Annotated in this window: 21 protein-coding genes; 9 read left to right on the forward strand and 12 right to left on the reverse strand. The window is 71.5% G+C overall.

The window, feature by feature from the left end; all coding sequences use genetic code 11:
- Positions 1-46: 46 nt before the first annotated feature.
- Both J2S55_RS12615 and J2S55_RS12620 read right to left on the reverse strand, forming a co-directional pair.
- Positions 47-643 carry a hypothetical protein gene (locus tag J2S55_RS12615; RefSeq protein WP_306860034.1) on the reverse strand — a complete coding sequence of 199 codons (597 nt, stop codon included), beginning with the start codon at positions 641-643 and terminating at the stop codon, positions 47-49.
- 7 nt (positions 644-650) lie between these two features.
- Positions 651-887 (reverse strand): hypothetical protein, encoded by a 237-nt coding sequence (locus J2S55_RS12620; RefSeq protein WP_306860036.1) that lies wholly within the window; start codon positions 885-887, stop codon positions 651-653.
- A 431-nt stretch (positions 888-1,318) separates the two neighbouring features.
- Between J2S55_RS12620 and J2S55_RS12625 the strand changes: the two genes are divergently transcribed.
- Complete coding sequence (locus J2S55_RS12625; protein ID WP_306860038.1) at positions 1,319-4,924, forward strand: galactose-binding domain-containing protein; 3,606 nt, start codon at positions 1,319-1,321, stop codon at positions 4,922-4,924.
- A 264-nt stretch (positions 4,925-5,188) separates the two neighbouring features.
- Entirely contained in the window at positions 5,189-5,554 is a 366-nt protein-coding gene (locus tag J2S55_RS12630) for an STAS domain-containing protein (RefSeq protein ID WP_306860040.1), read from the forward strand.
- Between the two features lie 14 nt (positions 5,555-5,568).
- On the opposite strand, the gene J2S55_RS12635 is transcribed toward J2S55_RS12630, so the two are convergent.
- The 4 genes from J2S55_RS12635 to J2S55_RS12650 all read right to left on the reverse strand — a co-directional run bounded on the left by J2S55_RS12635 (position 5,569) and on the right by J2S55_RS12650 (position 11,766).
- Positions 5,569-6,522, reverse strand: a complete 954-nt coding sequence (locus J2S55_RS12635; RefSeq protein WP_306860043.1) for an anti-sigma factor RsbA family regulatory protein — start codon at positions 6,520-6,522, stop codon at positions 5,569-5,571.
- A complete protein-coding gene (locus J2S55_RS12640) occupies positions 6,519-7,340 on the reverse strand; it encodes an MEDS domain-containing protein (RefSeq protein WP_306860045.1) in 822 nt (273 codons plus the stop codon). Before J2S55_RS12640 ends, J2S55_RS12635 begins: the two co-directional genes overlap by 4 nt.
- 131 nt (positions 7,341-7,471) lie before the next feature.
- Complete coding sequence (locus J2S55_RS12645; RefSeq protein ID WP_306860047.1) at positions 7,472-7,825, reverse strand: hypothetical protein; 354 nt, start codon at positions 7,823-7,825, stop codon at positions 7,472-7,474.
- Between the two features lie 164 nt (positions 7,826-7,989).
- Positions 7,990-11,766, reverse strand: coding sequence for a serine/threonine-protein kinase (locus tag J2S55_RS12650; RefSeq protein ID WP_306860050.1), 3,777 nt, complete (start codon positions 11,764-11,766; stop codon positions 7,990-7,992).
- A 155-nt stretch (positions 11,767-11,921) separates the two neighbouring features.
- Between J2S55_RS12650 and J2S55_RS12655 the strand changes: the two genes are divergently transcribed.
- Genes J2S55_RS12655 through J2S55_RS12665 form a run of 3 tightly spaced genes read left to right on the forward strand, consistent with a single transcriptional unit; the run spans position 11,922 to position 13,911 of the window.
- Positions 11,922-12,626: a hypothetical protein gene (locus tag J2S55_RS12655; RefSeq protein WP_306860053.1), complete on the forward strand. Its 705-nt coding sequence runs from the start codon at positions 11,922-11,924 to the stop codon at positions 12,624-12,626.
- A gap of 51 nt (positions 12,627-12,677) precedes the next feature.
- Positions 12,678-13,346, forward strand: a complete 669-nt coding sequence (locus J2S55_RS12660) for a thymidylate synthase (protein WP_306860055.1) — start codon at positions 12,678-12,680, stop codon at positions 13,344-13,346.
- Positions 13,279-13,911, forward strand: a complete 633-nt coding sequence (locus tag J2S55_RS12665) for an HAD-IA family hydrolase (RefSeq protein WP_306860057.1) — start codon at positions 13,279-13,281, stop codon at positions 13,909-13,911. The genes J2S55_RS12660 and J2S55_RS12665 overlap by 68 nt, the downstream gene beginning before the upstream one ends.
- Positions 13,912-14,049: 138 nt before the next feature.
- Here J2S55_RS12665 and J2S55_RS12670 read toward each other — a convergent pair whose 3' ends face one another.
- The 4 genes from J2S55_RS12670 to J2S55_RS12685 all read right to left on the reverse strand — a co-directional run bounded on the left by J2S55_RS12670 (position 14,050) and on the right by J2S55_RS12685 (position 19,700).
- Positions 14,050-14,685 carry a GNAT family N-acetyltransferase gene (locus tag J2S55_RS12670; RefSeq protein ID WP_306860059.1) on the reverse strand — a complete coding sequence of 212 codons (636 nt, stop codon included), beginning with the start codon at positions 14,683-14,685 and terminating at the stop codon, positions 14,050-14,052.
- Between the two features lie 25 nt (positions 14,686-14,710).
- Complete coding sequence (locus J2S55_RS12675) at positions 14,711-16,222, reverse strand: PH domain-containing protein (RefSeq protein ID WP_306860061.1); 1,512 nt, start codon at positions 16,220-16,222, stop codon at positions 14,711-14,713.
- Positions 16,219-16,752 (reverse strand): PH domain-containing protein, encoded by a 534-nt coding sequence (locus J2S55_RS12680; protein WP_306860063.1) that lies wholly within the window; start codon positions 16,750-16,752, stop codon positions 16,219-16,221. Before J2S55_RS12680 ends, J2S55_RS12675 begins: the two co-directional genes overlap by 4 nt.
- Positions 16,753-17,066: 314 nt before the next feature.
- Entirely contained in the window at positions 17,067-19,700 is a 2,634-nt protein-coding gene (locus tag J2S55_RS12685) for a GcvT family protein (RefSeq protein ID WP_306860065.1), read from the reverse strand.
- Between the two features lie 75 nt (positions 19,701-19,775).
- Between J2S55_RS12685 and J2S55_RS12690 the strand changes: the two genes are divergently transcribed.
- Positions 19,776-20,714: a phosphotransferase family protein gene (locus tag J2S55_RS12690; RefSeq protein WP_306860068.1), complete on the forward strand. Its 939-nt coding sequence runs from the start codon at positions 19,776-19,778 to the stop codon at positions 20,712-20,714.
- 49 nt (positions 20,715-20,763) lie between these two features.
- A complete protein-coding gene (locus tag J2S55_RS12695; protein ID WP_306860069.1) occupies positions 20,764-22,329 on the forward strand; it encodes an amino acid permease in 1,566 nt (521 codons plus the stop codon).
- A gap of 19 nt (positions 22,330-22,348) precedes the next feature.
- Here J2S55_RS12695 and lipB read toward each other — a convergent pair whose 3' ends face one another.
- Positions 22,349-22,987: a lipoyl(octanoyl) transferase LipB gene (gene lipB, locus J2S55_RS12700; protein ID WP_306860071.1), complete on the reverse strand. Its 639-nt coding sequence runs from the start codon at positions 22,985-22,987 to the stop codon at positions 22,349-22,351.
- Between the two features lie 9 nt (positions 22,988-22,996).
- A complete protein-coding gene (locus J2S55_RS12705) occupies positions 22,997-23,188 on the reverse strand; it encodes a PspC domain-containing protein (protein ID WP_306860073.1) in 192 nt (63 codons plus the stop codon).
- 228 nt (positions 23,189-23,416) lie between these two features.
- Here J2S55_RS12705 and J2S55_RS12710 point away from each other — a divergent pair, with 228 nt between their 5' ends.
- Both J2S55_RS12710 and J2S55_RS12715 read left to right on the forward strand, forming a co-directional pair.
- Entirely contained in the window at positions 23,417-24,967 is a 1,551-nt protein-coding gene (locus J2S55_RS12710; RefSeq protein ID WP_306860075.1) for a M28 family metallopeptidase, read from the forward strand.
- A gap of 148 nt (positions 24,968-25,115) precedes the next feature.
- Positions 25,116-26,618 (forward strand): M28 family peptidase, encoded by a 1,503-nt coding sequence (locus J2S55_RS12715; protein WP_306860077.1) that lies wholly within the window; start codon positions 25,116-25,118, stop codon positions 26,616-26,618.
- The last annotated feature ends 70 nt before the right edge of the window (positions 26,619-26,688 follow it).

The raw sequence follows: 26,688 nt of genomic DNA on the forward strand, positions 1-26,688 counted from the left end.
GATCTCGCTGGAGCTGTCCCGATCTCGCCAGGGAGGGGCGATCCCGTCAGCGAGCGGTGCACGCCTGTTCGGCCAGGGCGGCCTGCCAGGGCGCGTTGACCCGGTATTTCGGCGCGATTTTGGACAGCAGCAGGGAGGCGTAGGCGATGCTCTCCCCGTCGTCCGTCCGCACCCGGATCGGTATCGGCCAATCTCCCTGCTGGACGGCATTGCAGCTGGTGATCTCATATTTGAGGGAGAACCTCACGCTCTGCCCGGGCTCCAGGACATAGGGGTCCCGCTTCTCGGGAGAGAGCAGTTTCAGTCCGGCCCCGCTCCGGCCGATCCCGGTGATGGTCACCGGGATCTCGTTCTGGCTGTGCACCCTTACGTCCATGGTGAACTGCGCCCATGTCTTGCGCCCGCGGTGAATGACGTAGGTCGAGCTTTTGAGCGACCCCAGTGTGAAGACGGCGGGCGTGGCCGGGACCGGCGGCGTATTCAGGGTGACGGCCGCGGCGGCCGCCGGAACGGCCGGGCAGAGGCCGCATGCCAACATGAATGCCAGGCCACAGGCGGTCCGGCGTATCCCGCGACGCCAGCCGTCATTTATTTCATGAGTCATGCGCAGATCATTCGCGACTTGGGTGAAAAGCAAACCCATGTCGCGGTCACGCTCGCCCCATACCCCCCGCAGGCGGAACAGGCGGATCCGGCCGCGCCACCGCCACCGCAACCGACACCGCCGTCGCCACCGCAACCGCAACCGCGACCGCAATCGCCGTCACAGCCGCAATCGCAACCGGCACCTCCGTCGCCACCGTGACCGGCACCTCCGTCGCCACCGTGACCGCGACCACCACCATCGCCATCGCCGCCGCCGTCGCCACCACCGCCATCGCCTTCACCGGCCCACCCCGGCGGAATCTCCATCAGCTCAGCAGCAAGTCGATATGCCGTAGAAAACCACCCTTTTCTAGCCGTTGACGCGACTGTAGCACGTAGTTAACATTTGGCCAGCACGATGCAAGATTTTTGCAAACTACTGTTACTTTCTAGCTGTTCCTCGCAACTTTTGCCAGGACACGCAGTGTCCGTGCGCCCGCTCCGCCCCACGGAGAGGACCCAGTGATGTCGGCTCCGGCATTGCGCGTCCGATCGCCACCCGACGACCACGGTCGCGGACCCCGCCCAGGTCCCACGTAGTCCCGACGTTCACCCCCTCGCCGGTCCCGCCGGTCCCGCCGGTCATTCCCTCCAGCGGCCGAGTGCGTCCCGCGGCGGAGGTCACCGCCTCCTCACCGCGCCCGTCGTTCCAGACGAGAGATAGAGGAACGCCATGAGAAACAAGCACGTAACGTCATTACGGCTGATCGCGGCGGTGGTCGCGACCAGCCTGCTCGCCCTGTTCGGGCCCCTCTCCCCCGCCGCGGCGGCGGCCGACCCGAACCTGGCGGCGGGGAAGGCGGCCTCGGCCGGCAGCTCCAACAATCCTTACACGGCCGCCAACATCACCGACGGCAACCAGGCCACCTACTGGGAGAGCGCCAACAACGCCTTCCCGCAGTGGGTCCAGGTGGACCTCGGCGCCTCGGCCGGCGTCAACAAGGTCGTCCTGAAACTGCCGCCGGCGGCGGACTGGGCCACCAGGACCCAGACCCTGAACGTGCAGACGAGCACGCTCGGCCCGCCCTTCACCACCGTCGTCCCGTCCGCGGGCTACACCTTCAACCCGGCCACGGGCAACACGGTGACGATCAGCTTCGCCGCCGTCACCACCCGGTACATACGGTTGAACATCACGGCGAACACGGGCTGGCCGGCCGGGCAGCTGTCGGAGTTCGAGGTGTACGGCCCCGCCACCGGCGACCCGCAGGCGCCCACCGCGCCGGCCGACCTGGCCTACACCCAGCCCGCCTCCGGCCAGATCAAGCTGACCTGGAGCGCCTCCACCGACAACGTCGGCGTGACCGGCTACGACGTCTACGCCAACAACGTCCTGCGCGGCAGCGTGGCGGGCAACGTCCTGACCTACACCGACAGCCAGCCCGACACCGCGACGGTCTCCTATCATGTCAAGGCGAAGGACGTCGCGGGCAACCAGTCCGCCGCCAGCAACACCGTCACCCGCAGCGGCAGCGGGGGCGGCGGCTCGAACCTGGCCGTCGGCAAGCCGATCACCGCCTCGTCCTCGGTCTTCACCTTCGTGGCCACCAACGCCAACGACAACAATGTGACCACCTACTGGGAGGGCAACGGCGGCAGCTACCCCAACACGCTCACGGTGCGGTTGGGCGCGGACGCCGACGTCAACTCGGTCGTGCTGAAGCTCAACCCCGACAGCGTGTGGGGGACGCGCACGCAGACCATCCAGGTCCTCGGGCGCGGGCAGAGCTCCTCCTCCTTCGCCAACCTGTCCTCCGCGGCGGTCCACACCTTCAACCCCGCCTCCGGCAACACCGTGACAATCCCGGTCACCGGCAGGGTCGCAGACGTCCAGCTCAAGATCACCACGAACTCCGGCGCGCCCGCCGGGCAGGTCGCCGAGTTCCAGGTCATCGGCACCCCGGCCCCGAACCCGGACCTGACGATCACGGGCATGTCGTCGGCTCCCGCGGCTCCGGTCGAGACCGACTCCGTCACGCTGTCGGCCACGGTCAAGAACACCGGGACGGCGGCCTCCGGCGCGACGGACGTCAACTTCTACCTGGGCACCACCAAGGTCGGCACCGCCTCGGTCGGCGCGCTGGCCGCCGGCGCCTCCAGCACCGTCTCGGCCGACGCCGGTCCCCGTGACGCGGGCAGCTACCCGCTGAGCGCCAAGGTCGACGAGGGCGGCGACGTCATCGAGCAGAACGAGACGGACAACGCCTTCACCAGCCCCTCCCCGGTCGTCGTCAGGCCCGTCGACAGCTCCGACCTGGTCGTCTCCCCCGTCAACTGGACGCCGAGCAACCCGGCGAACGGCAACGTCGTGACCTTCTCCGTCGCGATCAAGAACCAGGGCACCGTGGCCTCCGCGGGCGGCGCCCACGGCATCACGCTGACGGTCACCGACACGGCGACCGGCGCCGTCGTGCGCACGCTGACCGGCTCCCACACCGGCCCGATCGCCGCCGGCGCCACCACCAACCCCGTCAACCTCGGCACCTGGACGGCCGCCAACGGCAAGTACAGCGTCAAGGTGGTGCTGGCCGACGACGCCAACGAGCTGCCGGTGAAGCGGCAGAACAACACCAGCACGCACCCGTTCTTCGTCGGGCGCGGCGCGAACATGCCCTACGACATGTACGAGGCCGAGGAGGCCGTCGTCGGCGGCGGGGCGGCTGTCATCGGCCCGAACCGGACCGTGGGCGACCTGGCGGGCGAGGCGTCCGGCCGCAGGGCGGTGACGCTGAACTCGACGGGCAGCTACGTCGAGTTCACCGCCAAGGCGGACACCAACACCCTCGTCACACGCTTCTCCATCCCGGACGCGCCGGGCGGCGGCGGGATCGACTCGACGCTCAACGTCTACGTCAACGGCACCTTCCTCAAGCCCATCAACCTGACCTCCAAGTACGCCTGGCTGTACGGGAACGAGACGGCGCCCGGCAACTCGCCGGGGGCGGGCGGGCCGCGTCACATCTACGACGAGGCCAACGTCATGCTCGGGACGACCGTCCTGGCCGGCAGCAAGATCAGGCTGCAGAAGGACCCGGCCAACACGACGACGTACGCGATCGACTTCATCAACCTCGAGCAGGTGTCGCCGATCGCCAACCCCGACCCCGCCAAGTACACGGTGCCGGCGGGCTTCGCGCACCAGGACGTGCAGAACGCGCTCGACAAGGTCCGGATGGACGCCACGGGCACCCTCGTCGGTGTCTACCTGCCGCCGGGCACCTACCAGACGGCTAGCAAGTTCCAGGTGTACGGCAAGGCCGTCAAGGTGATCGGCGCCGGCCCCTGGTACACGCAGTTCCGCGCGCCGTCGACCCAGGACAACACCGACGTCGGATTCCGCGCGGACGGGACGGCGAAGGGGTCCACGTTCGCCAACTTCGCCTACTTCGGCAACTACACCTCGCGCATCGACGGTCCGGGCAAGGTGTTCGACTTCTCCAACGTCTCCGACGTGGTGATCGACAACATCTGGAACGAGCACATGGTCTGCCTGTACTGGGGCGCGAACACCGACCGGGTGACGATCAAGAACTCCCGGATCCGCAACATGTTCGCCGACGGCATCAACATGACCAACGGCAGCACGGACAACCTCGTCACCAACAACGAGGCCCGGGCGACGGGTGACGACAGCTTCGCGCTGTTCTCGGCCATCGACGCGGGCGGCTCCGACATGAAGGGCAACGTCTACGAGAACCTGACGTCCATCCTGACCTGGCGCGCGGCCGGCGTCGCGGTCTACGGCGGATACGACAACGTCTTCAGGAACATCTACATCGCCGACACGCTGGTCTACTCCGGCATCACGATCAGCTCGCTCGACTTCGGCTACCCGATGAACGGCTTCGGCGCCGACCCGCCGACGAGGTTCGAGAACATCTCGATCGTCCGGGCCGGCGGCCACTTCTGGAACGGGCAGACCTTCCCGGGGATCTGGATCTTCTCCGCCTCGAAGGTGTTCCAGGGGATCCGCGTGAGCGATGTGGACATCGTGGACCCGACCTACAGCGGCATCATGTTCCAGACGAACTACGTGGGAGGACAGCCGCAGTTCCCGATCAAGGACACCGTCTTCACGGACATCTCGATCTCGGGTGCCCAGAAGAGCGGGGACGCCTACGACGCCAAGTCCGGGTTCGGCATCTGGGCCAACGAGATGCCGGAGGCCGGCCAGGGGCCGGCGGTCGGCTCGGTGACCTTCAACAACCTGAGGCTGAGCAACAACGCCACGAACGTGAAGAACACGACGTCGACGTTCACCATCACCACCAACCCGTAGGCCGGCAGGCCGGCGGAACGGACGGTCACATGTGACCACATGTGAGAAGGGACAGGAGTGCCGCCGGGGCCGCCCCCGGCGGCACTCCCGCCCCGCCCGACGGCAGGGCCGCCCCGGCCCGGACTCCCCGCCCGCCCTACTCCGATTCATCCCGGAACAGGTCAATCTCCTACGATTCTCAGTCATCATGGATCGACGGAGCCGCATACCTGGTAGGACAGGGGGAACGCCCGCCCTGTGAACTGCGGGTCTAAGGAGTTCTCGATGTCATCCGAAGGCGCGGCCACGCTCCTCATCTCGTCCGGCTCACACGGAGACGCCACCGTCGTCCGCGCGGTCGGCGAGCTGGACTACGACTACGCGCCGATGTTCCGGCGGGAACTCGCCCAAGTATGGAGCGGCGACCCCGGCGCGACACCGACGCTCGTCCTCGACCTCACCGGGCTCACCTTCTGCGACTCCACCGGGCTCGCCGAGCTGCTGTGGATCCTGCGCAGGAGCCAGGAGACCAAGACCGACCTGTCCCTGGCCGGGGTGAGCCGCACCCTGCGCCACATGCTGACCACCACCGGGCTCCTGCCCTATTTCACGATCTTCGCCTCCGTGGAGGAGGCCCTGCGGGACCGGTGACGTCGCCGCCGGGCTCAGAGCGGGGGGATGACGATGTGCAGGCGGACGGTCGTGCCGCTCTCCGGGGCGGACCGGACCTGGACCAGGTCGCACAGCTGCTGGACGAGCCACATGCCCCGGCCGCTCAGCGGACCGGGGGCCGGGACCATACGGCCGACCAGGGGATCGGTCATCACCCCGTCGTCGTGGAACTCGCAGACGAGCGTGCCCTCCCGCACCCAGGTGCGGAGGGTCCCGTACCCGCCCCCGTGGGCGATGCTGTTGCCGGCCACCTCGGTGACCGCCACGAGGGCCTCCCGCAGTCGCTCCCCCCGCAGGCCGTGCGGCATGGCGCAGGCGGAGACCTTGTCCCGGACGGCCGCGAGGTCTCCCCTGCCGTAGCGGAACTCCTCCGAGGGGTCGCAGGCCGACTCCAGCTCCTCCCAGGCGAAGGGCGCCTGGACGTAGTCCGGGTGTTCCCGGTGGACGCCCTGCTCCAGGGCGAACGGGTGGCACCGGCTGACCGCCCGGATGATCCCGGGGTCGACCGTGTCGGTGTCGTAGGGGCACAGCAGCCACCACGCCGGCGAGCCGGTGAAGGCCAGGTTCAGCAGCCACTCGTGGTAGCGCAGCTCCTCGATCTCCGCGGCGCCGCGCCCGCTCCAGTCGGTCTCGCCGATCCCCCGCACCGGACGCCCCTGCTCCGTCCGCTCGCTGATCCACCGCTGCCAGGCGGGGATGAGCCGGGCGGGGTTGCGGCCCAGCTGGGAGACGTCCAGGAACACCACCCGGGGGTCGGAGCCGGCCGGCTCGGCGCGCAGGATCTGCTCCCTGCTCTCGGGCACCGACACCAGGACGACCTCGTCGGCGGCCAGCGCGTCTTCGATGAAGGACAGCGCCCCGTCGAGGAACTGCGCCTCCCCCGAGTAGGAGTAGAGCTCGTGGCGGAGGCCCGCTGTCCCCTCCGCACCGGTGACTTGGGTGGTCATGGCGTCAGCTCCACGGGAGCCTCGTAGGTGCTGTAGCCGAGCATCTCCCAGCACGACCGCACTGTCGGGTTCGCGCCCTCGACCGTGATGCTGCTGACGGGGGCACGGGCGGCGGCCTCCACGAGTGCGCGCATCCCCGCGGCGTCCATCAGCTCCAGCTCGTCGAAACGGAGCCGCAGCACCGGAGAGAGCACCGCGGCGGCGGCCAGTGCGGCGCTGAAGGCCGCGGCGCCGTCGGAGTCGACCACCCCGCACACGCTCCAGCGGCCGGGACCCGAGTTGAACATCCGGAACGACGGCCCCGCCCAGCCGCTGCCCAGCTCGCGAGGGTGAACACAGGCCACGTGGTCCAGCGTGGCGGCGCCGAAGCGGTCACGGCCGTAGGCGCACACCATGATGGCCGCGCTGTCGGCCACGAACTCGTCGAGGCGCAGCTCGTGGTCGATCAGCATGTCCAGGCCCGCGTCCGGCGGCACGAGCTCGTCCATCACGGCGAGCACGCGGAGCGCGCGGTAGCCCTGGCGCCCCGCCCTGGCCGCCTCGCGCCGCACCAGGCCCAGCATCGAACTCATGTCCGGCACCGGATCCACGCCACGGACCAGCCGCGGGTCGACCACCATCGCGTCCCGCAGGATACCGGCCGACGGAGCGGGGTCCAGCGACGACCCGACGATGACCACCTTGTCACCGAAGAGCTCACCGTCGGCCAGGAACGTCGAGGTGGCGGCCGTGTATCCCTGAGCCGGATCGACGACCCAGCACACGTGCTCGCCGACATCCACCGGATCAAGTGTCGGCATGGCCCCTGACTTGCGCACCGCGAAATCACCTCGCCTTCGCTGTGACACCCAGCGCCAGTTTATTGCGTCCGTACGGCACCACAGGTCGTGCGCCGGCCGGCGGGAGTCCGGGGCGACCGCCGGGCGGCCCGGGGGCCGCCGTCACGGGGTCAGAGGGACTCCAGCGGGATGACGTCCTCGTCGTAGGCGGCCAGGAGGGCGGCCGCGACCTCCGTCACGTCCAGCTCCACGACGACCTCGGCGCCCGAGGCGACGCCGCGGTCCGACACCGCGAGGCCGATCAGCGCCAGGGACGCCGCGCGGTCCCGGACCCGGGCCTGCTCGACGGTCTCCTCGCCCACCTCCGCCTCCTCGTCGCGGTCCCACGCGGCGACCGCGGCCCGCGCCAGGTCGCCGGACAGCCGTACGGTGAGGCGTGCGACCTGGGGGTCGAGGAAGCGTCCGATCTCGGCGAGCACCGCCGAGTCCTGGCGATACCTGGTGTATTCCTGGCTCTCATCCACGGCACGAGCCTACGCAGCGCCGCCGTCCGCGACTTCCGAACCGTCCATGTGCCGTGGCCGGTCCGGGCGGGCCGCGCCCGTCCGCGCCGCCCGCTCGCCGCCCCGCCCCATCAGCCGCAGACCTCATGGTAGGCCCATCGGTCACAGACCTCGCGGTAAGCCCATCAGCCGCAGGTCTCGCGGTAGGGGACGCCGGGGATGAGCCGCTCCCACTCCGCCGCCCGCAGGCCCGTGCCGGTCCGGGCGCAGACCGACTCGGCGACCAGGGAGGGGTCCACCGGCAGGCGGCTGACCGAGCCGTCGCGGGCCACCGCGTTGAGGACGCGGCCGTCCGGGCTGAAGGCCAGGTCGAGGGCTGTCGCACCGGCCGGGAGGGAGCCGATCTCCCGCTGGGCGGCCAGATCCCACAGACGCACCCCGTCTCCGTCTCCCGCCGTGACGAGCACCCGGCCGTCGGGGGAGAAGCGCAGGAGCTGCTGGGACCCCCTGACCCCCAGGACGCCCAGCCGCGCGCCGCGCTCGACGTCCCACAGCAGCACACGCTGGTCGGCGAGCCCGAGGGCCAGGACGCGGCCGTCCGGGCTGAAGGCTGCGGCCCGGACGTCCGGGCCACCGACCCCGGCGGGACCGCGGAGCGTCCGGCCACCGGGGAGCGCGACCAGCTCGGCCCCCGCCGAGAGCACCCCCCTCCCGGCGCCCCCGTCCCGGCCCTGCCCCTGGCCCGCTCCCGGACTTCCCCCCGGACTTCCACCCGGCCCCGCCCCCGGATCCCCGCCCCGGCTCTCGCCCGAGGAGCCTCCGACGTCCGAGGAGTTTCCGACGTCCGAGGAGCCCCCGACCGGACTTCCGCCCGGACGGAAGGCCAGGCTCTGGACGGACGGCACGTTCACAGTCGCGGTGATCCGGCCCGCGCGCACGTCCCAGATCCGCACCCTCCCCTCACCCGTGCCGTCCGCGTCGCTCACACCCGCCGCGAGCGTCCGGCCGTCTCCGCCGAACGCCAGGGCGGTGACCGCCCCGGCCCCGGCCCCGGTGTTCAGGGTGGCCAGGCTCCTGCGGGTGGCGACGTCCCACAGGGTCACCGCCGAGCCGTCCCGGCGGGGGACGGCGAGCGTCCTGCCGTCCTGGCTGAACGCCCCGGCCGAACCCGCGTCGACGCTCAGCGGGCCGCCGATCGGGGCCAGCCGGGTGGGGTCCCAGAGCCGGACCACGCCCAGGTTGGCGTAGGCGAGCACCCGGCCCCCAGGGGCGAAGACCGCGCTCTCCCAGCCGCTGCGCTCCTGCGGCACGTTCAGGGTGTCGGTGTGGGTGACGGCGCTGACGTCGATCGAGACGACCGAGCCGTATCCGGTCGGATAGCGCAGTGTCCGGCTGTCGGCGGTGAACCGCGCGTTCCCGACGGCCGTCAGGGGGAACCGCGCGGATATGGTGCGGTCGGCCACCTTCCAGAGGAAGAGGGCCTCCTCCGCCTGCTCGGCGAGGAAGCGGCCGTCCGGGCTGAAGGTGAGCGCGCCGCCGCCGGTGCTCGCGAAGTCCTCCCCCCGACGGCTCCCGTCGGCGGGGTCGAGCAACGTGATCGAGGTGTCGCCGCCGACCGCGAGGGTCGAGCCGTCCGGGCTGAAGGCGAGCTGCGGCGCCCCCCGCTCCCCCCGGGAGCTGACGGGGCCGTCGACCTTCCGGGCGAACACCCGCCTTCCCCTGGTCAGGTCCCAGACCTCGACGCTGCCCTGACGCCCGGCCACGGCCGCCCACCGGCCGTCCGGCGAGACGGTCCCCTCCGGCTCGAACCCGGTCGCCGAGACCAGCGGCCCGCCCCCGTCCAGCGGGCGCATCACCAGCGTGCCGGGGCCGACGGCCGAGATCAGCCGCCGCTCCGGCTCCAGCTCCGCCCGCGCCCCCTCGGGGATCGCCGGGCCGAAGGCCCGGCCCGTGGCGCTGTCCCAGAGCCGTCCGCCGACCTGGAGGGTCGAGCCGTCGGGGCTCGCCGCGGTCACGGCGGCGAGCTTCCCCACCCCCTCGAACGTCCGGACCGGCCGGTGGGTGACCACGTCGTACATGCGGACCTCGCCGCCGTGGGCCCGCACGAGCGTCCGCGCGTCGGGCGTGAGGACGTAGGAGGCCCTGGAGGTGGCGTCGGGGTCGGTGAACACGTCGACCTTCACCTGGGCCAGCGCGGCCTGCAGCGCGGAACGCGCCTCCGGTACCTGGGCGATCCGCCAGGCGGCCACGCTGAGCCGCATGGCCGTACGGGGGTCGGAGTCGCGCAGGTCGTCGGCGCGCGCGGCGGCGGCCCGGGCCGCCGACTCGTCCCGCTGCCGCTGCAGATCCTCGGTCTGAGCGGCGAGAGTCCGGCCCTGCCGCAGGGCGATCGCGGTCACGCCCAACGAGAAGGCGAGCAGCACGGCCATCCCCGCGGTGACCAGCCGCCGCCTGTTCCGGCGCCGCCGCTCCACGGCCGAGGCGGCGTCGAGGAACCGCCGCTCCCTGAGGTTGATCCCGAGATAGCGCCGCTCGGTCGCGGCCCACTGCAGCGCCTCCCGGAGCGCCTCCCCCTGGTAAAGATCTCCCGGGGGCCGCCCGTGCTCCTCCCAGACCCGGGCCGCCTCGGCCAGCCGCCGGTGCACCGGCAGCCCGTCGCGCTCGGCCGCCAGCCACTCCCGCAGCCGGGGCCAGGCCCACGGCAGGGCGGCCCCGGCCGGAACGGCCGTGGTGCCCTCCCTGATCAGCAGCCCCGCCCCGGCGAAACGGGCGATCACCGGCTCGTCCTCCGGCCCGCACTCGACGCGCTGGACCGAACCGTCACCGATCATGCGGAGCAGCACCCCGGGCGCGTCGGCCTGCTGCTGGGGCGTCAGCGCGCTGAACGCCTCCTCGGCGATCACACCGAGCGCGGGAGGATCGGATCCGGGCGGCAGGACCTCCCGTGCGGCCCGCACCCCCGCCCTGAGGTCCTCGGCCTCCCGTTCCTCAGCCTCCCGCGCCTCGGCCTCCCGTTCCTCAGCCTCTCGCTCCTCGGCCGCCGGAGCCGGCGAGGTCTCGGACGCGGGCCCGCCGGCCGTCCCTACCCCGGGCGCCGCCGTCCCCACTCCGGGCGTGGCCGTCCCCGCCCCGGGCGCGGCCGTGCCGGCCGTCCGGTCCTCGCCGCCCAGCAGGCCCATCAGCAGCGCGTGCGCGGTTGGGCGGTCGGCCGCCGCCTTGGCCAGCGCGGCGGCCATCAGCGAGCGCAGCGGCTCGGGGATGTCGCCGAGGTCGGGGTCGACGGTGAGCACCCGGTGCATCACGCCGCCCAGGCTCTCGGCCTGGAACGGGTCCTTGCCGGTGGCCGCGTACAGCAGCACCCCGCCCCAGGCGAACACGTCCGCCGGGGGGCCCGCCCGCTGCCCGACGAACACCTCGGGCGCCATGTACGTCGGCGTCCCCGCGACGATGCCCGTCGTGGTCAGCGACATCTCGTCGGTCCTGGCCACGCCGAAATCGATCACTCGGGGCCCGTCCGGGCCGAGCAGCACGTTCTCCGGCTTGAGGTCGCGGTGGACCACCCCCGCGCGGTGGATCGCGGTCAGCGCGGTGGCCAGCGCGGTGGCCAGCCGGTGCAGGGCGTCGCCGGCGTAGGGGCCGGCCTCGCGGACCGCCGCCCGCAGGTCGGGCCCGGCGACGAACTCGCTGACGATGTACGGCCTGGCCGCGTCGGAGTCCACCGCGAGAATCCGGGCGGTGCAGAACGACGCCACCCGGCGGGCCGCCTCCGCCTCCTTCGCGAACCTCGTCCGCAGCCCCGAGTCGGCCGCCACGTCCCCGTGCAGCACCTTGATCGCGACCCGGCCGCCCTCGGCGTCATATGCCTCGTAGACGATCCCCTGACCCCCCGCGCCCAGCCGTCCGGCCGGGCGGTATCCGCCCAGCCGCAGAGGGTCACCAGGTGCGAGCGGCGTCAATCCCATGCTGTGCGAACCCCCGTGCCCGGCAACGTCATCCATTAGACGCCGGAGAGCTCGGAGAAGTTGTGGAAGATGTGCCGAATGGCGCGCGCCCGACTGACAAGTGCGTCAAAATCTTCTTACCGCGCAAGTCCGCCAGCCCCCGAGAGTGGGTCCCGATGCGGAAGATGTTGCCGCGCATGACCGCGGAGTCGCTGCCCGAGAGGCTCGACGACCTGCCCGTGGAACCGAAGGACTTCCTCCAGCTCGTGGCCGTGGACTTCAGCGGGACCTACCACGTCTATCTCGCGGCCAAGGACGAACGGCTCAAGATGACCAGGCTCTCCATGAGCCTGCTCGCCGCCCCGTTCGCCGCCGCCATCGCGCTGGCGAGCGCGAAGGTGGTCAATCCGGGGGCGCTGACCTCCTGGGGCGGCGTGCCGTGGTATCTGTTCGCGACGATCGCCGCGTTCGGACTGCTCAACATCCTGCCGTTCCTGCGGCTGATCGAGGCGGTGAACGCGCACATGCGGACCGCGCGGGCGCTCAACAACTTCCGCCTGCTCTACGTGGTCCAGCTCAAGGACCACTTCTCGGCCCTCGGCTGGACCCCCAACCTGCCGGTGGACCCCCGCTACCCCGAGACCTACGCGCCGCTCGCCTGGCCGGGGATCAACGTGATGATGCTGGCCCTGGTCAACAGCTCCTACATCGCCGTCGGTGTGCTCGGCCTGGTCAGGATCGAACCCAACGCGGCCCTGCTCCTGGTGGTCATCGGGCTGCTCTCCCTGCTGCACTATTTCGTCTACTACGTCCGCGCCAACGTCTCCCGGCAGCGCAGACTCCCACACAACCCCTTCCATTTCCCCAACGTGGAGACCTGAATGCCCGACCTCCTCAGATTCGCGTCTTGTGGGGAGACGTGGATCTGGCTGATGCGACACGTGCAGGACAGCGGCAGGCCCGCCGAGGACGACCGGGGCCCGATCATCGAAGCCCAGGCGGTGCTGTTCGAGATCGCCAGGCTCGGCTGGGACGATCCGATCCTGGAGTCCTACGGCGACTCGGGGAAGATCCCGCTGTACGCCGGCAAGTTCAGCGAGTGCGCGGTCCTGCCGCCCTTCAAATACAGCTACGGCGGCCGGCTCCGCCAGCTCCTCGGCGTCGACCAGCTCCGCTGGGTCGCCGACGTGCTGCGCGCCAAGCCGTACACCAAGAGCGGCTGGATCTCCCTCACCGTCCCGGGCGAGTCTCCCGACGCGGTGCCCTGCCTGACCAGCCTGGCCTTCCGGCTCCGCGACGGGCGGCTGGTGATGACCGCCGCCTTCCGGTCGCAGAACGTGTTCACCTCCTACCTGAACTATGTGCCGCTGCGTAGTATTCAGAACGAGGTCGCCGGCGATCTCGGGGTGGACTGTGGGTCAATGAGGGTCTTCGTCGACGTTCCGCACATCTACGCCGCGGACGCGGCGACGGTCGGGGAGATCCTCCGGCTGTCGGAGCGCGATGGGCTCGGCGAGGGAGAGTCGACACCAGGTGCTGCTGGTCGACTTGGACGGGACTGTGGTCGACTACGCCCAAACGGAGCGCGGCGCGCTTCATGAGGTGCACCACCGCTTCTTCCAGATGGGCCGCGCCGAGTTCCTGGCGCGCTTCCACGCCGCCAACGAGCCGCTCTGGGCGGCCTACCGCGAGCACCGGATCACCCTGGCCGAGCTGCGGCTGGAACGCTGGGCCAGGATGGGCGCCCTCCCCTCGGTCGCGGCCGCGTTCGAAGACGCGCTCGGCCGGAACGTGACCCTGTTCCCGGAGGCCAGAGCCGCTCTGCGGCGGCTGTCCCGGCGGTTCAGGCTGGCCCTGGTGACCGACGGCATCGCCCATGTCCAGCGGGCCAAGCTCCGCCGCACCCGGATCGGCGGGTTCTTCGAGCACGTGGTGATCGCCCCCGAGGTGGGCCTGCGCAAGCCCGACGGAGAGCTGCTCCACCACACCCTGGACCTGCTGGAGGCCAAGGCCGGTGACGCGCTCATGGTCGGCGACTCGCCGGCGAGCGACGGCGGCTGCGCGCAGGCCGCCGGGGTGGACTTCTGCTGGGTGAACCGCACCCAGGCGCCGCCCACCCCCGGCATCCCCGTCCACCGGACCGTCACCTGCCTCGGCACCGTCTAGCGCCTTCCACCGGAGAGCGGGGACCAGGCCGTGGGAGCCGTGGAAAGGCGGAGGAGCCGACCGCAGGGAGGTGAAAGGAGCGGCAGGGAGGTGAAGGCCCCCCGGGGAGGCGGAGGAGCCGACCGCGGGAAGGCCGGCCTACGGGGAGAACAGCGCTTCGGCGCCCACCGGGACGTATCCAGCGGCCAGGAAGGTCCGGACGCTGGCCGCGTTGCCGGGGGCGATCTGGGCCCACAGCGGGTGCGGGGTGAGCTGACGGGCCGCGCAGGCCAGGGCCCTTCCCAGGCCCCGGCCCCGGTGCTCGGGATCGATCTCGACCGCGACCTCCCACCGGCCCGCCACCCCGCGCCCGATGACGAGGAGGCCGCCCGGGCAGGTCCACGTCCGGACGTCGTCACGGTAGAGGCGGGCGCGTCCGGCTCTCGGGTGGCCGGTCGCGGACACCTCGGTCAGCGCGATCTGCGGCCGGCCGGGAAGCGGCCCGGCGAGGGCGAGCATGTCGATGTTGTCGAGCCGGCGCCCCAGCCGTCCCTCCAGGGCGCCGAGGAAGCGGGGGCCGAGCGGCGCGGACAGGTCTCCGTCGGGGAGGCGCCGGTGGATCCACGACGCTTCGACGTCGGCGAATATCACGTTGTGCGCGGTGAAGGCGATGACACCCGCGTCACGCGGCGACGGCTGGGGCAGGATCGTCGGCCCCGTGTCCGGCGCGGGGAAGCGTCCCCTCGACGCCTCGGCGAGCAAGTCCGCCAGCGTGTCCGCTCCACCCGTCTCCATCGCAGGTGATCTTACCTCCGGTACGTCAGCGGATGAAGGGCGCCAGCAGACCGGGCACCGCCTCCTCGGCGAAGGCCAGCCCCTGCGTGACGGAGACGTCTCTGACCTTGTAGGAGCCCTTGCCCGCGGCCGTGGTCGCGGCCAGGGTGAGCAGGCCCGCTCTCCGCTGGAAGGGCGAGCGGCCGACGGTCCAGCCGATGATCGCCTCACGGCGGAGCGCCACCGTCCTGCGCCGGGCCGTGCCGTACCGGGTGACGAGGTAGGGGCCGTGGAGTCCGTGCCCCAGGTTGCGGTAGGCGTCGCGGGCCAGGAGCAGCCCGGCGGGGAGCAGCGCCGCACCGGCCGCCCAGAGCGGGGCGGGGACCCAGCTCAACCACGCGGCGAGCCCCGCGAGCAGCGGCGCGAGGACGAGCGGCGGCCAGACGGCGTGGACGGCCCTGCGGCGCAGCGCCACCCGGGGGTGGGGGCGCAGCGGCGCGAGGGTCGGTGAGACGTCCTCGCCCAGTACGGCGGCGGCGGCGCGGTGGGCCTCGGCGCGCGGGGCCGGCGGCAGCAGGGCCGTCGAGTCGTCCTCGCCGAGCCCGGTGGCCACGGCGTTCAGCCGGGCCCCCCGGCCCCAGCGCAGCGGCAGCGGCTCGGCCACCTCGACCCCGCGCAGCCGCCGCTCCTCCAGCGACATGGACCGGGTGGTCAGCAGGCCCCGCCGGACAAGGAGGGCGCGGCCGGGCCCGCGGGTCAGGCGGAAGTCCCACCAGGACTCCACGTAGAGCAGCAGGGTCCCCGTCAGCCCGATCGCCAGGACGACGCCGGTGGCCACGGCGAGAACCACGGCCGGGTGGGTCGCGGTGACGGCGGCCCACAGCTCGCCGAGGAAGCCGACCTCCGTAGGGCTGATCCCGAACATGTCCAGCACGCGGAAGAACAGGCCGAAGGGGGCCAGGCCGATGACCGGCGACCAACTGCTCAGCAGCGCGTAGCGGATCCAGGCCGGGCGCAGCTCGGCGATGACGGAGTCGGAGCGGGCCGTACGGCCGAGCAGGCCCCGCCGCAGGAGCAGGGCGTCGGTCCGGGAGATCCCGTCGAGGGAGAGCCCCTTGTCCGCGTCGTTCTGGCCGGTGCCGATCTTGACGTCGGCCAGACCGAAGATCCGGTACATCGGACCGGCCGTCACCTCGACGCTGCGCACCCGGTCACGCGGGACCGACCGCCGCCTGCGGAAGACCAGGCCGGAGTGGAGCTCGACGCGTTCGCCGGTGACCCGGTAGCGGGTGGTGGCGTAGCGGATCAGGCCGATCGAGGTGATCACGGCGGCCGCCGCCAGGATCGAGCCGAGGGTGATGACGGTCTGCGGGTTCAGCCGGTCGCCGGCGACCAGGGCGGTGGCCGCGACAGGCGCCAGCGGGCCGATCACCCAGCTCAGGCTCAGCCACGGCATCCACGGGTCGAGCCGCGTCCACTCCAGGCCGCCCGCCCCGCCGCCGACCCGCTCCGCCCCGTCATACCGGCGGTCGCCGGCCGTGTCTCGATCGCGGCTCACGTGGCGTCACCGGGGGTGTCCTGGGTCCGGGCGGTGAGCCGCTCGACGAGGTCGGCCGCGAGGACGTGGTCCAGGCCGTTGATCTTTATCGCGCCCGCCGCCGAGGCCGTGGTGACGGTCACGCCCGCCAGGCCGAAGATCTGCTGGAGCGGGCCCCGGACCGTGTCGACGGTCTGGATCCGCGACATCGGCGCGACCCGCCACTTCTGCCAGATCCAGCCGGAGGCCGCGTAGACCGCGTCGTCGGTGGTCTCCCAGCGGTGCACCCGGAACCGCCACCGTGGCATCACCGCCACGTAGGCGGCCCCCGGGACCGCGATGACGAGCGCCGGGAGCAGCAGCCAGAACCGGGCCGGCGGGATCAGGAGAGCGAGCAGGACCAGCACCAGGACCGGCGGGGCCACGAGCACGGCCGCCTGGCCCGTCCACCACCGGACCGCCCGGCTGTCCACCGGATTCCGGGGCGGCCGGAGCCTGAGCCCTCCATCGGCCCCGCCCTCCTGACCGCTCGTCTCATTTTTTGACCGCATGGCCAAAATTTAACACATGCGGACAGACACGCAATCCCATGCCCGCGGAGTCGGGGGACAGAAGGGAGTCGAGGGACAGAAGACCGCCGACGGGCCCGGCGCCTGCACGGCCGGCTCACCGGCCCTCATGAGCCCGTCGGGCCCTGACACGCCGCCCGGGCACCGCCTGTCGCGGGAGGTCCTCCGCCGGAGAGCGCGGACGCGGGAGCGCGCTCTCCGGCGGAGGACCTGTCGAGGACCGGCGAAGGCCGGTGGAGGACCAACCGAGAACCGGCCGAGGACCGGCCGAGGATCAGCCGAGGACCGGCGGAGGATCAGCCGGGCAGGCGCCTGATCCGCTCGGAGGCCGGGTCGTAGAGGGGCTCGGCGGTGACGGTGGCGCCGGTCCAGAGGCCGGTGACGCCGATCTCGACCCGGTCGCCGGGGGCGGTCCCGGCGGGCAGGTAGGCGTAGGCGATCGAGCGCTCCACCCGGTGGCCGTACCCGCCGCTGGTCACCCGGGAGGCCGGCGCGCCGCCGACGCGGACCGGCTCGCCGCCGAGGCAGACCTGGCGGGAGTCGTCCAGGACGAGGCAGCGCAGGCGCGGGCCAGGAGCCTCCGTCCCCCGACGGCCGTCCGGCGCTCCGGCGGGCGCGCCCGGAGCGGACCCGTCCGCGCCGCCGCGCCGGCCGGGCCGGTCCCGCCGAGCCGCCGCCTCAAGCGCGGACCGGCCGAGGAAGTCCTTGTCCATGGCCACCGCGAAACCCAGGCCGGCCTCGACCGGGGTGGTCTCCGGGGTGATGTCCAGGCCCCAGACCCGGTAGCCCTTCTCCAGGCGCATCGAGTCGATCGCCCGGTAGCCGGCCGGGCGCATGCCGTACGGCGTGCCCGCCTCCATGAGCGTGTCCCACAGGGTCAGCCCGTACTCCGACGGGCAGTACAGCTCCCAGCCGAACTCGCCCACGAACGTCACCCGCTGGGCCAGCACCGGGACGTTCCCGACGCTGATCTCTCTGGCCTGCATGTATCCGAAGGTCAGGTCGTCGTCGCAGACCGTGCCGAGGATGTCGAGCGCGCGCGGGCCCCACAGGCAGTAGCAGGCGTGGGCCGAGGTGACGTCCCGGACGTCGAGGCCGTGGCCGCGGAGCCAGGCCGCGTCGTGGACGCCGAAGGCGGTGCCGGTGACCAGACGGAAGCGGTCCTCGGCCAGGCGGGTGACGGTCAGGTCGGCCTCGATGCCGCCGCGCTCGTTCAGCAGCTGGGTGTAGACGATCGAGCCGGGGGGCCGGTCGAGCTGCCCGGCGCACGCCCGCTGCAGCCTCATCAGAGCCTGGTGCCCTGAGACTTCGAGCTTCGCGAACGAGGTCTGGTCGAACAGTCCCGCCGCGTCCCGCGTGGCCAGGCACTCCCGCCGGATCGCCGGGGACCAGATCCGGCCCGCCCAGCCGGCCGGGCGGACCTCCGGCGACTCCCGTGTTCCCCGCCCGTCTCCCTCCTCCCGCGCCGGGGCGTCGGCGTTGGGGCCTTCCTCCCGCACCGGGACGTCGACGTTGGAGTCTTCCTCCGGCACCGGGACGTCGACGTTGGAGTCTTCCTCCGGCACCGGGACGTCGGCGTTGGAGTCGAACCAGTTGACCCGCTCCCAGCCCGACTTCTCGCCGAACGCCGCCCCCAGCTCCGCCTGCCGTACCCACGCCGGGGAGCGGCGCAGCGGCCGGGCGGCGGTGCGCTCCTCGCCCGGGTAGACGATGTCGTAGTACTTCGAGTAGGAGTCGAGCGCCCTGGCCCGGGCCCACGGGGCGGACCGGGCGTGGCCGCCGAACCGGCGCAGATCCATGCCGAACACGTCGTACTCCGGCGAGCCGTCCACGATCCACTCGGCCATGACCTTGCCCACGCCGCCGGCGGCGGCCAGGCCGTGGACGCAGAACCCGGCCGCCGCCCACAGGCCGCGGACCGCCGTCTCGCCGAGCAGGAACTCCCCGTCGGGGGTGAACGCCTCGGGACCGTGGACGACCTTCGTGATCTCGGTACGGCCCAGCGCGGGGACCCGCCGTACCGCCGACTCCCACGATTCCTGAAATTTCGGCATATCGGGCGCGAACAGCGTCCGGGGCTCCTCCAGCGGCTGCCCGGTCTCCCAGATCTCCGGAGTCCGGATATATCCCCCGACGAGTATGCCGCCGCCCTCCTCGCGGAAGTAGACGATGTTGTCCGGGTCCCGGACCGTGGGCATAGACGAGGGGACCTCGAAAGGTTCGGTGACGACATACTGGTGTTTGATCGGCACGATCGGGATGTCCACCCCGGCCAGCCGCCCGACCCGGCCGCTGGCCGCCCCCGCCGCGATGACCACGGTGTCGGCCCGGACCGACCACTCCTCGGAGCCGAGCGCGAGGCGGACCCCGCCAACCGCGCCGCCGGCCACCTCCAGCCCCGTCACGCGGGTGCCGGTGAAGATCCGCACGCCCAGCTTCTCCGCCCCGGCCGCCAGCGCCCTGGCCAGCAGCGCCGGGTCGAGCCAGCCGTCCCCGGGCAGCCAGAGCGCGGCCCGCACGTCACGCACGTCGAGCAGCGGCAGCATCTCCCCCGCCTCGGCCCCGGACAGGACGGACAGCCCCAGGCCGTAGGTCTCCCCGGCCCCGGCCAGCCGCAGCGACTCCTCCACCCGCTCGGGCGTGGTCGCCAGGCGGAGCCCGCCCACCCCGCGCCAGCCGGGGTCCATCCCGGTCAGCTCGGCCAGTTCGGGGTAGAGGCCGGCCGAATACATGATCATCTTGGTCTGGGTGACGGTCGAGCGGAGCTGGCCCACGAATCCGGCCGAGTGCCAGGTGGTCCCCTCGGTCAGCTCGTGCCGCTCCACCAGGATCACCTCGCTCCAGCCGAGCTTCGCCAGGTGGTAGGCCACGCTGCACCCGGCCACCCCGCCGCCGATCACGACGGCCCGCGCAGAGTTGGGAAGTTCCAAGATCGGCAACCCCTCTGTAACAACTCGTCCGGATAATCGGATCAATGGTCTGAAGGTAGGCCAAAGGAGTGCGGCATGCCAGATGCTCTCGCAGCCGTCCGGGAGTGGGCCGGACAGCCCGTCACCGAGACGCCGATCAAGGGTGGGCTCAGCCACCGGATCGCCCGGCTGGACGCGGCCGACGGGCAGCGCTGGCTGCTGCGGGTGCTCGATCCACGCGTCTCGGGGGCGGGCCTCGGCATCCCCCTCGACCAGGAGATCGCCAACACGCTCCGCGCGGCCGAGGCCGGGGTCGGCCCGCGGGTCCTGCACCGGATGCCCGGCGCGCTGCTGCTGGAGTATCTCGACGGCGCCACCCTCGACGCGCACGGCGTGCGGACGCTCCCCGGACCGATCGCGGCGGCCTGCCGCCGCCTGCACGCCGGCCCCCGGTTCGTCAACGACTTCTCCATCTTCCGCAAGCTTGAGGAGTTCCTCGCCCTCTGCCATACCCACGCGCTACCGACACCCGACGGCTACGAGGACCGGCGGCGGGCGGCGGCGGAGATCGAGCGGGCGCTGGCCGCCCACCCGCTGCCGGCGGTGCCCTGCCACAACGACCTGCTGCCGGGCAACCTCATCCACTGCGGCACGGAGATCAAGATCGTGGACTACCAGCTCTCCGGGAACAACGACCCGGCCTTCGAGCTGGGCGACATCGCCGCCGAGGCCGACTACGACCCGGATCTGGCCGGCCGGCTGGCCCACGCCTACTTCGGCGAGGCCGACCCGCGGCTGATCGCGCGGGTCAGGCTCAACCTGATCATGTCCAACCTGACCTGGTCCCTCTGGTTCGCCGTGCATCACGGGCTGCTGCGGGAACAGGCGGCGGCCGCCGACTTCGACTACGACGCGGAGGCGGCCGACAAGTTCGCGCGGGCCGTACGGGACCTGGACGATCCGGGGTTCGGACGGCTCGTCGACGACGTCCGGGGCCGGCGCGCGCCGGCTCCCCGGACCCCCGCCCCCGGATGACCCCCTCATCCCGGAGTAAACCCCCCATGTAAGACGCAAGGAGGCTTGCATGACCAAGCCAGTGGTGCCACCTGTGGACACGGACGCGCAGCGGCTCGCCGAGCTCGGTTACAAGCAGGAGCTCTCCCGCACCTGGAGCGGCTTCTCCAACTTCGCCATCTCCTTCTCGATCATCTCCATCCTGGCCGGGTGTTTCACCACCTTCGGCCAGGCGTGGAACAACGGCGGGCCGATCGCCATCTCCTGGGGCTGGCCGCTGATCTCGATCTTCATTCTGATCATCGGCCTGTGCATGTCGGAGCTGGTGTCGGCCTACCCGACCGCCGGCGGCATCTACTGGTGGGCCGCCAAGCTGGGCAGGCCGGTCCACGGCTGGTTCACCGGGTGGTTCAATCTCGTCGGGCTGATCGCGGTGACCGCCTCGGTGGACTACGGCTGCGCGACGTTCATGAACATCACGATCAACCGGTTCGCCGAGGGCTTCGAGATCTCCCTCGGCAACACCTTCATCCTCTTCACGGTCATCCTGGTGCTGCACGCGCTGATCAACATCTTCAGCCACCGGCTCATCTCCGTGCTGCAGAACGTCTCGGTGTGGTGGCACGTGTTCGGGGCGGCCGTGGTGGTGGCCATCCTGATCTTCGGCCCGGACCGGCACCAGTCGCTGTCGTTCGTCTTCACCGAGCGCTTCAACAACTCGGGCTTCCCCGACACGTCGTTCTGGTTCTACGTGCTGCCGCTCGGCTTCCTGCTGACCCAGTACACGATCACCGGCTTCGACGCCTGCGCGCACGTCTCGGAGGAGACCCAGGGCGCCTCGAGGGCGGCGGCCCGCGGGCTCTGGCAGTCGATCTTCTACTCCGCGATCGGCGGCTGGGTCCTGCTGCTGGCGTTCCTGTTCGCGGCCACCGACGTGGACGCGGTCAACAAGGAGTTCGGCTTCGTGGGGGCCGTCTTCACCTCGTCGCTCACCCCGGTCCTGGCCACGGTGATCTTCGGCATCTCCACGATCGGGCAGTTCTTCTGCGGGATGAGCTGCGTGACCTCGATGTCCCGGATGACCTACGCGTTCTCGCGGGACGGCGGCATCCCCGGCTGGCGACTCTGGTCGAAGGTGAACAAGGACCGGACCCCGGTCAACGCGATCGTCTTCGGCTGCGTCGCGGCGCTCGTGCTGACCCTCCCGGCCCTCTACAAGGCCCCGACCGGCACCCCCCTGGCGTTCTACGCGGTGGTCTCGGTCGCGGTCGTCGGCCTCTACATCGCCTTCGCCATCCCGATCTGGCTCCGGCTGAGGATGGGCGACCGCTTCGAGCCCGGCCCGTGGACGCTGGGCGCGAAGTACAAGGTCATGTGCTGGATCGCCGTCATCGAGATCGTCGTGGTCTCGATCTACTTCATCATGCCGCTGGCCCCGGCGGGGGTGCCGTTCAACAAGGACGACCCCGCCACGCCGGGAGACGAGACGTTCACCTGGACCGCGGTCAACTACGCGCCGATCGTGGTCGGGCTGATGGTCCTCGCCGTGGGCCTGTGGTGGGCGCTGTCGGCCCGGCACTGGTTCACCGGGCCGCGCCGCACGGTCGAGGTCGAGGAGGACCAGCCGATCGCCTGATCAGGCTGCGGTCCCCCGGTCAGACCGCCTCGAACGCCTCCGCCACCGCGGCCCGGACCCGGTCCATGTCCGCGGTGGCCGGGGCCTCCCGGCTCAGCGAGGTCATGTCGACCTCCGGCATGCCGCAGGGCACCGCCCAGTCCCACGGGGCCAGGTCGCCGTCGACGTTGAGGGCGAACCCGTGGCTGGTCACGCCGCGGCTCTGCCGCATGCCGATCGAGACGATCTTCCGGCCCGTCTCCGCCGTCCACACGCCCGTCAGCAGCTCCGAACCCGGCGGGGTGTCCCGGCGCTCGGCCGGGACGCCCAGCGCGCCGAGGGCGCGGACGAGCCGGAGCTCGACCTCGCGGACGTAGTCGACGATCCCCTCCCCCTCGCCGAGCTTGACGACGAGATAGCCGACGAGCTGGCCGGGGCCGTGATAGGTGAGCTGACCGCCGCGGCCCGTGCTCACGACCGGGATGCCGTGGGACGGGTCGGGCAGGTGCTGCTCCAGCGTGCGCCTGCCGACGGTGTAGACCTGCGGGTGGCTGAGGAGCCAGAGCGTGTCGGGGCGCTCGTCGCGCTGCCGCTGACCGACCAGGTCGGTCATCTGCTCCATGGCCTTCTCGTAGTCGACCAGGTCGTCCTGGACAAGGGACAGGGGGCGTTGCCTCATGTCCTCAGCTTATTTTCCGTAGTGGACCGCGGGAGCCTTGGGGACGAGGATCCACATGAGCACGTAGACGACCCACAGCGGTCCGGGGATGAGGGACAGCAGCAGCCACAGCACCCGGACGACCGTGGGCGACCAGCCGAGGCTCTCCGCGATCCCACCGCAGACGCCGGCGATGATTTTGTGATTTCTCGAACGGTGCATCTCTGTCTCCCCGGATCGTTGGTCTTCACCTTCTGAACGGAGGGCGAAGACCCCCACGTTCCCGGGACATCCCTGAGAAAACCCTGTCAGGGTCGGCCCGGGGACCGGGCGGGCCGCGTAACTATTCGCGCATCTCCTCCCCAATGGGCCTAGGCGAAGGTCATTGATCAAGGTAGCTTCCGCCTTAACACGGATTGGGGCCCACAGTTTCACTCCCCGAGGAGCTTTATGCGCCTGCGCCTGCAACGCACGCTGGTCCGGACCGCCACCCTGGTCACGGCCGTCACTCTTCCGCTCGCCTTCGTCCCACCCGCGAGCGCGGCCGCGACCGGCCTCCCCGACGTCCTGGCCGAGGCCCTGTCCTCCCAGGTCAAGGGTAAGAACGTCAAGAAACACCTCGACAGCTTCCAGCAGATCGCCGACGCCAACGGCGGCACCCGCGCCGCGGGCACCCCCGGATACGACGCCTCCCTCGCCTACGTCAAGGACAAGCTGCGCCGGGCCGGCTACAAGGTCTCCACCACCGACGTGGAGTTCCCGGTCTCATGGGAGGAGTTCTCCCCCTCGGTCCTGCAGCAGGTGACGCCGGAGGCCAAGACCTACGCCAACCCCGCCGACTTCGTCACCGTCGTCTCCTCAAGTCCCGGGGACGTCACGGCGCAGGTCCAGGTGGTCGACGCGGTCATCCCGCCGGCGCCGAGTCCCAACACCTCCACCGCGGGCTGCGAGGCCGCCGACTTCGCCGGGTTCGTGCCGGGCCGGATCGCCCTCATCCAGCGGGGCACCTGCCCGTTCGTCGACAAGGCCACCAACGCGAAGGCGGCCGGCGCGGCCGGTGTGATCTTCTTCAACGAGGGTCAGCCGGGCCGTACCGACCCCTTCTCGTTCGACATCCGTGAGTGGCGCTTCGGCTTCCCGATCGTGATCGCCTCCACCGCCGTCGGCCTCGACCTGGCCGACACCCCGGGTACGACCGTCCACCTGAAGGTCGACGCCAAGACCACGGTCGGCCAGACCAAGAACCTCATCGCCGACTCCCCGTGGGGCAAGAAGGGCGAGATCGTGATGGCCGGCGCCCACCTGGACAGCGTCACCGAAGGGCCCGGCATCAACGACAACGGCTCCGGCAGCGCCGCCATCCTGGAGACCGCGCTGAAGCTGGCCCACCTGCCCACCAAGCACAAGCTCCGCTTCGCCTGGTGGGGCGCCGAGGAGCTGGGCCTGCTCGGCTCCGACCAGTATGTCGCGGGCCTGTCGCAGGCCGAGCGGGACAAGATCCGGCTCTACCTCAACTTCGACATGGTCGCCTCGCCGAACGACGTCACCTTCCTCTACGACGGCGACGACTCCGACGCCGAGGGCGCCGGTCCCGGTCCGGCCGGCTCCGCCGAGATCGAGAAGCTGCTGGAGAAGTTCTACGGCAAGCGCGGTCTGAGCTTCAAGGGGACCGACTTCGACGGCCGCTCCGACTACGGCGCGTTCATGGCGGCGGGCATCCCGGCCGGCGGCATCTTCACCGGCGCCGAAGGCATCAAGACCGCCGAGGAGGCCGCCGTGTTCGGCGGTACGGCGGACGCCCCGTACGACCCCTGCTACCACGCGGTCTGCGACACCATCACCAACATCAACGCCGCCGCGCTCGACCGCAACTCCAAGGCGATCGGCTACTCCACCGCGTTCTACGCCTACGACCTGTCCACGATCCCCGACCGTGACGCCGCCGCCCTGGCGAAGTCCGCCACGGCCGCCAAGCGGGCACCGGAGGACGCGGCCCGCTGACCCGTGTCCCACGGACCTCACCTGACGGCCGCCGCAGGCGACGGAGGATCCGAGGGACACCACCCAAGCGCACCACCACGCTGTACGGCGCGCACCCGCCAGGTGCGCGCCGCTCGGGGGACCCCCACACCCTCCCAACCCGAGGAGCATGATGCGCAACCTGTGGACCATCGGGATGGCGGCGATCCTGGCCATCCCCCTGGCGCTCACCGCGCCGGCCGCGTCGGCCGCCGTCCCACCGGACATCTCGCTGGCCAACGTGAAGGCACACCTCACCCAGCTCCAGTCCATCGCCACCGCCAACGGCGGCAACCGCGCGCACGGCCGCCCCGGTTATCTCGCCTCGGCGAACTACGTCAAGGGCCTGCTCGACGGCGCCGGGTTCACCACCACCCTCCAGTCGTTCACCTACAACGGCGCGACCGGCTACAACGTCATCGCCGACTGGCCGGGCGGCGACCCCAACGACATCCTCATGGTCGGCGCGCACCTCGACAGCGTGACCGCGGGACCGGGCATCAACGACAACGGCTCCGGCAGCGCCGCCATCCTGGAGACCGCGCTGGAGGTCTCCCGCCAGGCCCTGGCCCCGACCAAACACCTCCGCTTCGCCTGGTGGGGCGCCGAGGAGCTGGGTCTGCGCGGCTCTCAGTACTACGTCAACAACCTCCCCGCCACCGAGCGGGCCAAGGTCAAGGGCTATCTGAACTTCGACATGGTCGGCTCGCCCAACGCCGGTTACTTCGTCTACGACGGAGACAACTCCGACGGCGTCGGCTCGGGCCCCGGCCCGGCGGGCTCCGCGCAGTTGGAGGCGACGATCCAGGCCTACTTCACCTCGATCGGCGTGGCCACCCGGGGCACCGACTTCGACGGCCGCTCCGACTACGGCCCGTTCATCAGCGTCGGCATCCCCGCCGGGGGCACGTTCACCGGCGCGGAGGGCATCAAGTCCAGCGCCCAGGCCACCCTCTGGGGCGGTACGGCGGGGCAGTCGTTCGACTCCTGCTACCACCGGGCGTGCGACACCACGGCGAACATCAACGACACCGCGCTGAACCGCAACGCCGACGCGATCGCCTACGCGGTGTGGACGACCGCGACGGCCACCCCGCCCGTGACCGTCTGGCAGGACACCTTCGAGACGGCGACCGGCTGGACCGCCGACCCCGGCGGCACCGACACCGCCACCCTCGGCCGGTGGGAGCGCGGCGACCCCGAGGCCACCACCTCCAGCGGCGCCAAGCAGCTCGGCACCACCGTCAGCGGCACCAACGACCTGGTCACCGGACGGCTGGCCGGCGCCTCCGCCGGCGACCACGACGTCGACGGCGGCACCACCACCATCCAGTCGCCGGCCGTCACCCTGCCCGCCTCCGGCGCCCTCAAGCTGGGCTTCTCCTGGTATCTCGCGCACGGCTCCAACGCCTCCAGCGCCGACTACCTGCGCGTGAAGGTCGTCGGCTCCACCACCACCCAGGTCTTCCAGCAGCTCGGCGCCGCCACCAACCGCAACGGCGCCTGGGCCACCGCCGAGGCCGACATCTCCGCCTTCGCCGGACAGAGCGTCCGCATCCTCATCGAAGCCGCCGACGCCTCCACCGCCTCCTTGGTCGAGGCCGGAATCGACGACGTCAAGATCACCCGGTAGCGGGAACACGGCCCCGCCTCAGTAAGGCGGGGCCGTACCCCACCCCGGCCGATCGGGGGCGGGAGCTCGC

It is taken from the genome of Streptosporangium brasiliense (assembly GCF_030811595.1).
Lineage (GTDB): Bacteria > Actinomycetota > Actinomycetes > Streptosporangiales > Streptosporangiaceae > Streptosporangium > Streptosporangium brasiliense.

Coding starts and splice junctions, on each gene's coding strand:
- J2S55_RS12615 (WP_306860034.1), bottom strand. CDS start 643: ATGGGTTTGCTTTTCACCCAAGTCGCGAATGATCTGCGCATGACTCAT.
- J2S55_RS12625 (WP_306860038.1), top strand. CDS start 1,319: ATGAGAAACAAGCACGTAACGTCATTACGGCTGATCGCGGCGGTGGTC.
- J2S55_RS12630 (WP_306860040.1), top strand. CDS start 5,189: ATGTCATCCGAAGGCGCGGCCACGCTCCTCATCTCGTCCGGCTCACAC.
- J2S55_RS12635 (WP_306860043.1), bottom strand. CDS start 6,522: ATGACCACCCAAGTCACCGGTGCGGAGGGGACAGCGGGCCTCCGCCAC.
- J2S55_RS12650 (WP_306860050.1), bottom strand. CDS start 11,766: ATGGGATTGACGCCGCTCGCACCTGGTGACCCTCTGCGGCTGGGCGGA.
- J2S55_RS12655 (WP_306860053.1), top strand. CDS start 11,922: ATGCGGAAGATGTTGCCGCGCATGACCGCGGAGTCGCTGCCCGAGAGG.
- J2S55_RS12660 (WP_306860055.1), top strand. CDS start 12,678: ATGCGACACGTGCAGGACAGCGGCAGGCCCGCCGAGGACGACCGGGGC.
- J2S55_RS12670 (WP_306860059.1), bottom strand. CDS start 14,685: ATGGAGACGGGTGGAGCGGACACGCTGGCGGACTTGCTCGCCGAGGCG.
- J2S55_RS12680 (WP_306860063.1), bottom strand. CDS start 16,752: ATGCGGTCAAAAAATGAGACGAGCGGTCAGGAGGGCGGGGCCGATGGA.
- J2S55_RS12690 (WP_306860068.1), top strand. CDS start 19,776: ATGCCAGATGCTCTCGCAGCCGTCCGGGAGTGGGCCGGACAGCCCGTC.
- J2S55_RS12695 (WP_306860069.1), top strand. CDS start 20,764: ATGACCAAGCCAGTGGTGCCACCTGTGGACACGGACGCGCAGCGGCTC.
- lipB (WP_306860071.1), bottom strand. CDS start 22,987: ATGAGGCAACGCCCCCTGTCCCTTGTCCAGGACGACCTGGTCGACTAC.
- J2S55_RS12705 (WP_306860073.1), bottom strand. CDS start 23,188: ATGCACCGTTCGAGAAATCACAAAATCATCGCCGGCGTCTGCGGTGGG.
- J2S55_RS12710 (WP_306860075.1), top strand. CDS start 23,417: ATGCGCCTGCGCCTGCAACGCACGCTGGTCCGGACCGCCACCCTGGTC.
- J2S55_RS12715 (WP_306860077.1), top strand. CDS start 25,116: ATGATGCGCAACCTGTGGACCATCGGGATGGCGGCGATCCTGGCCATC.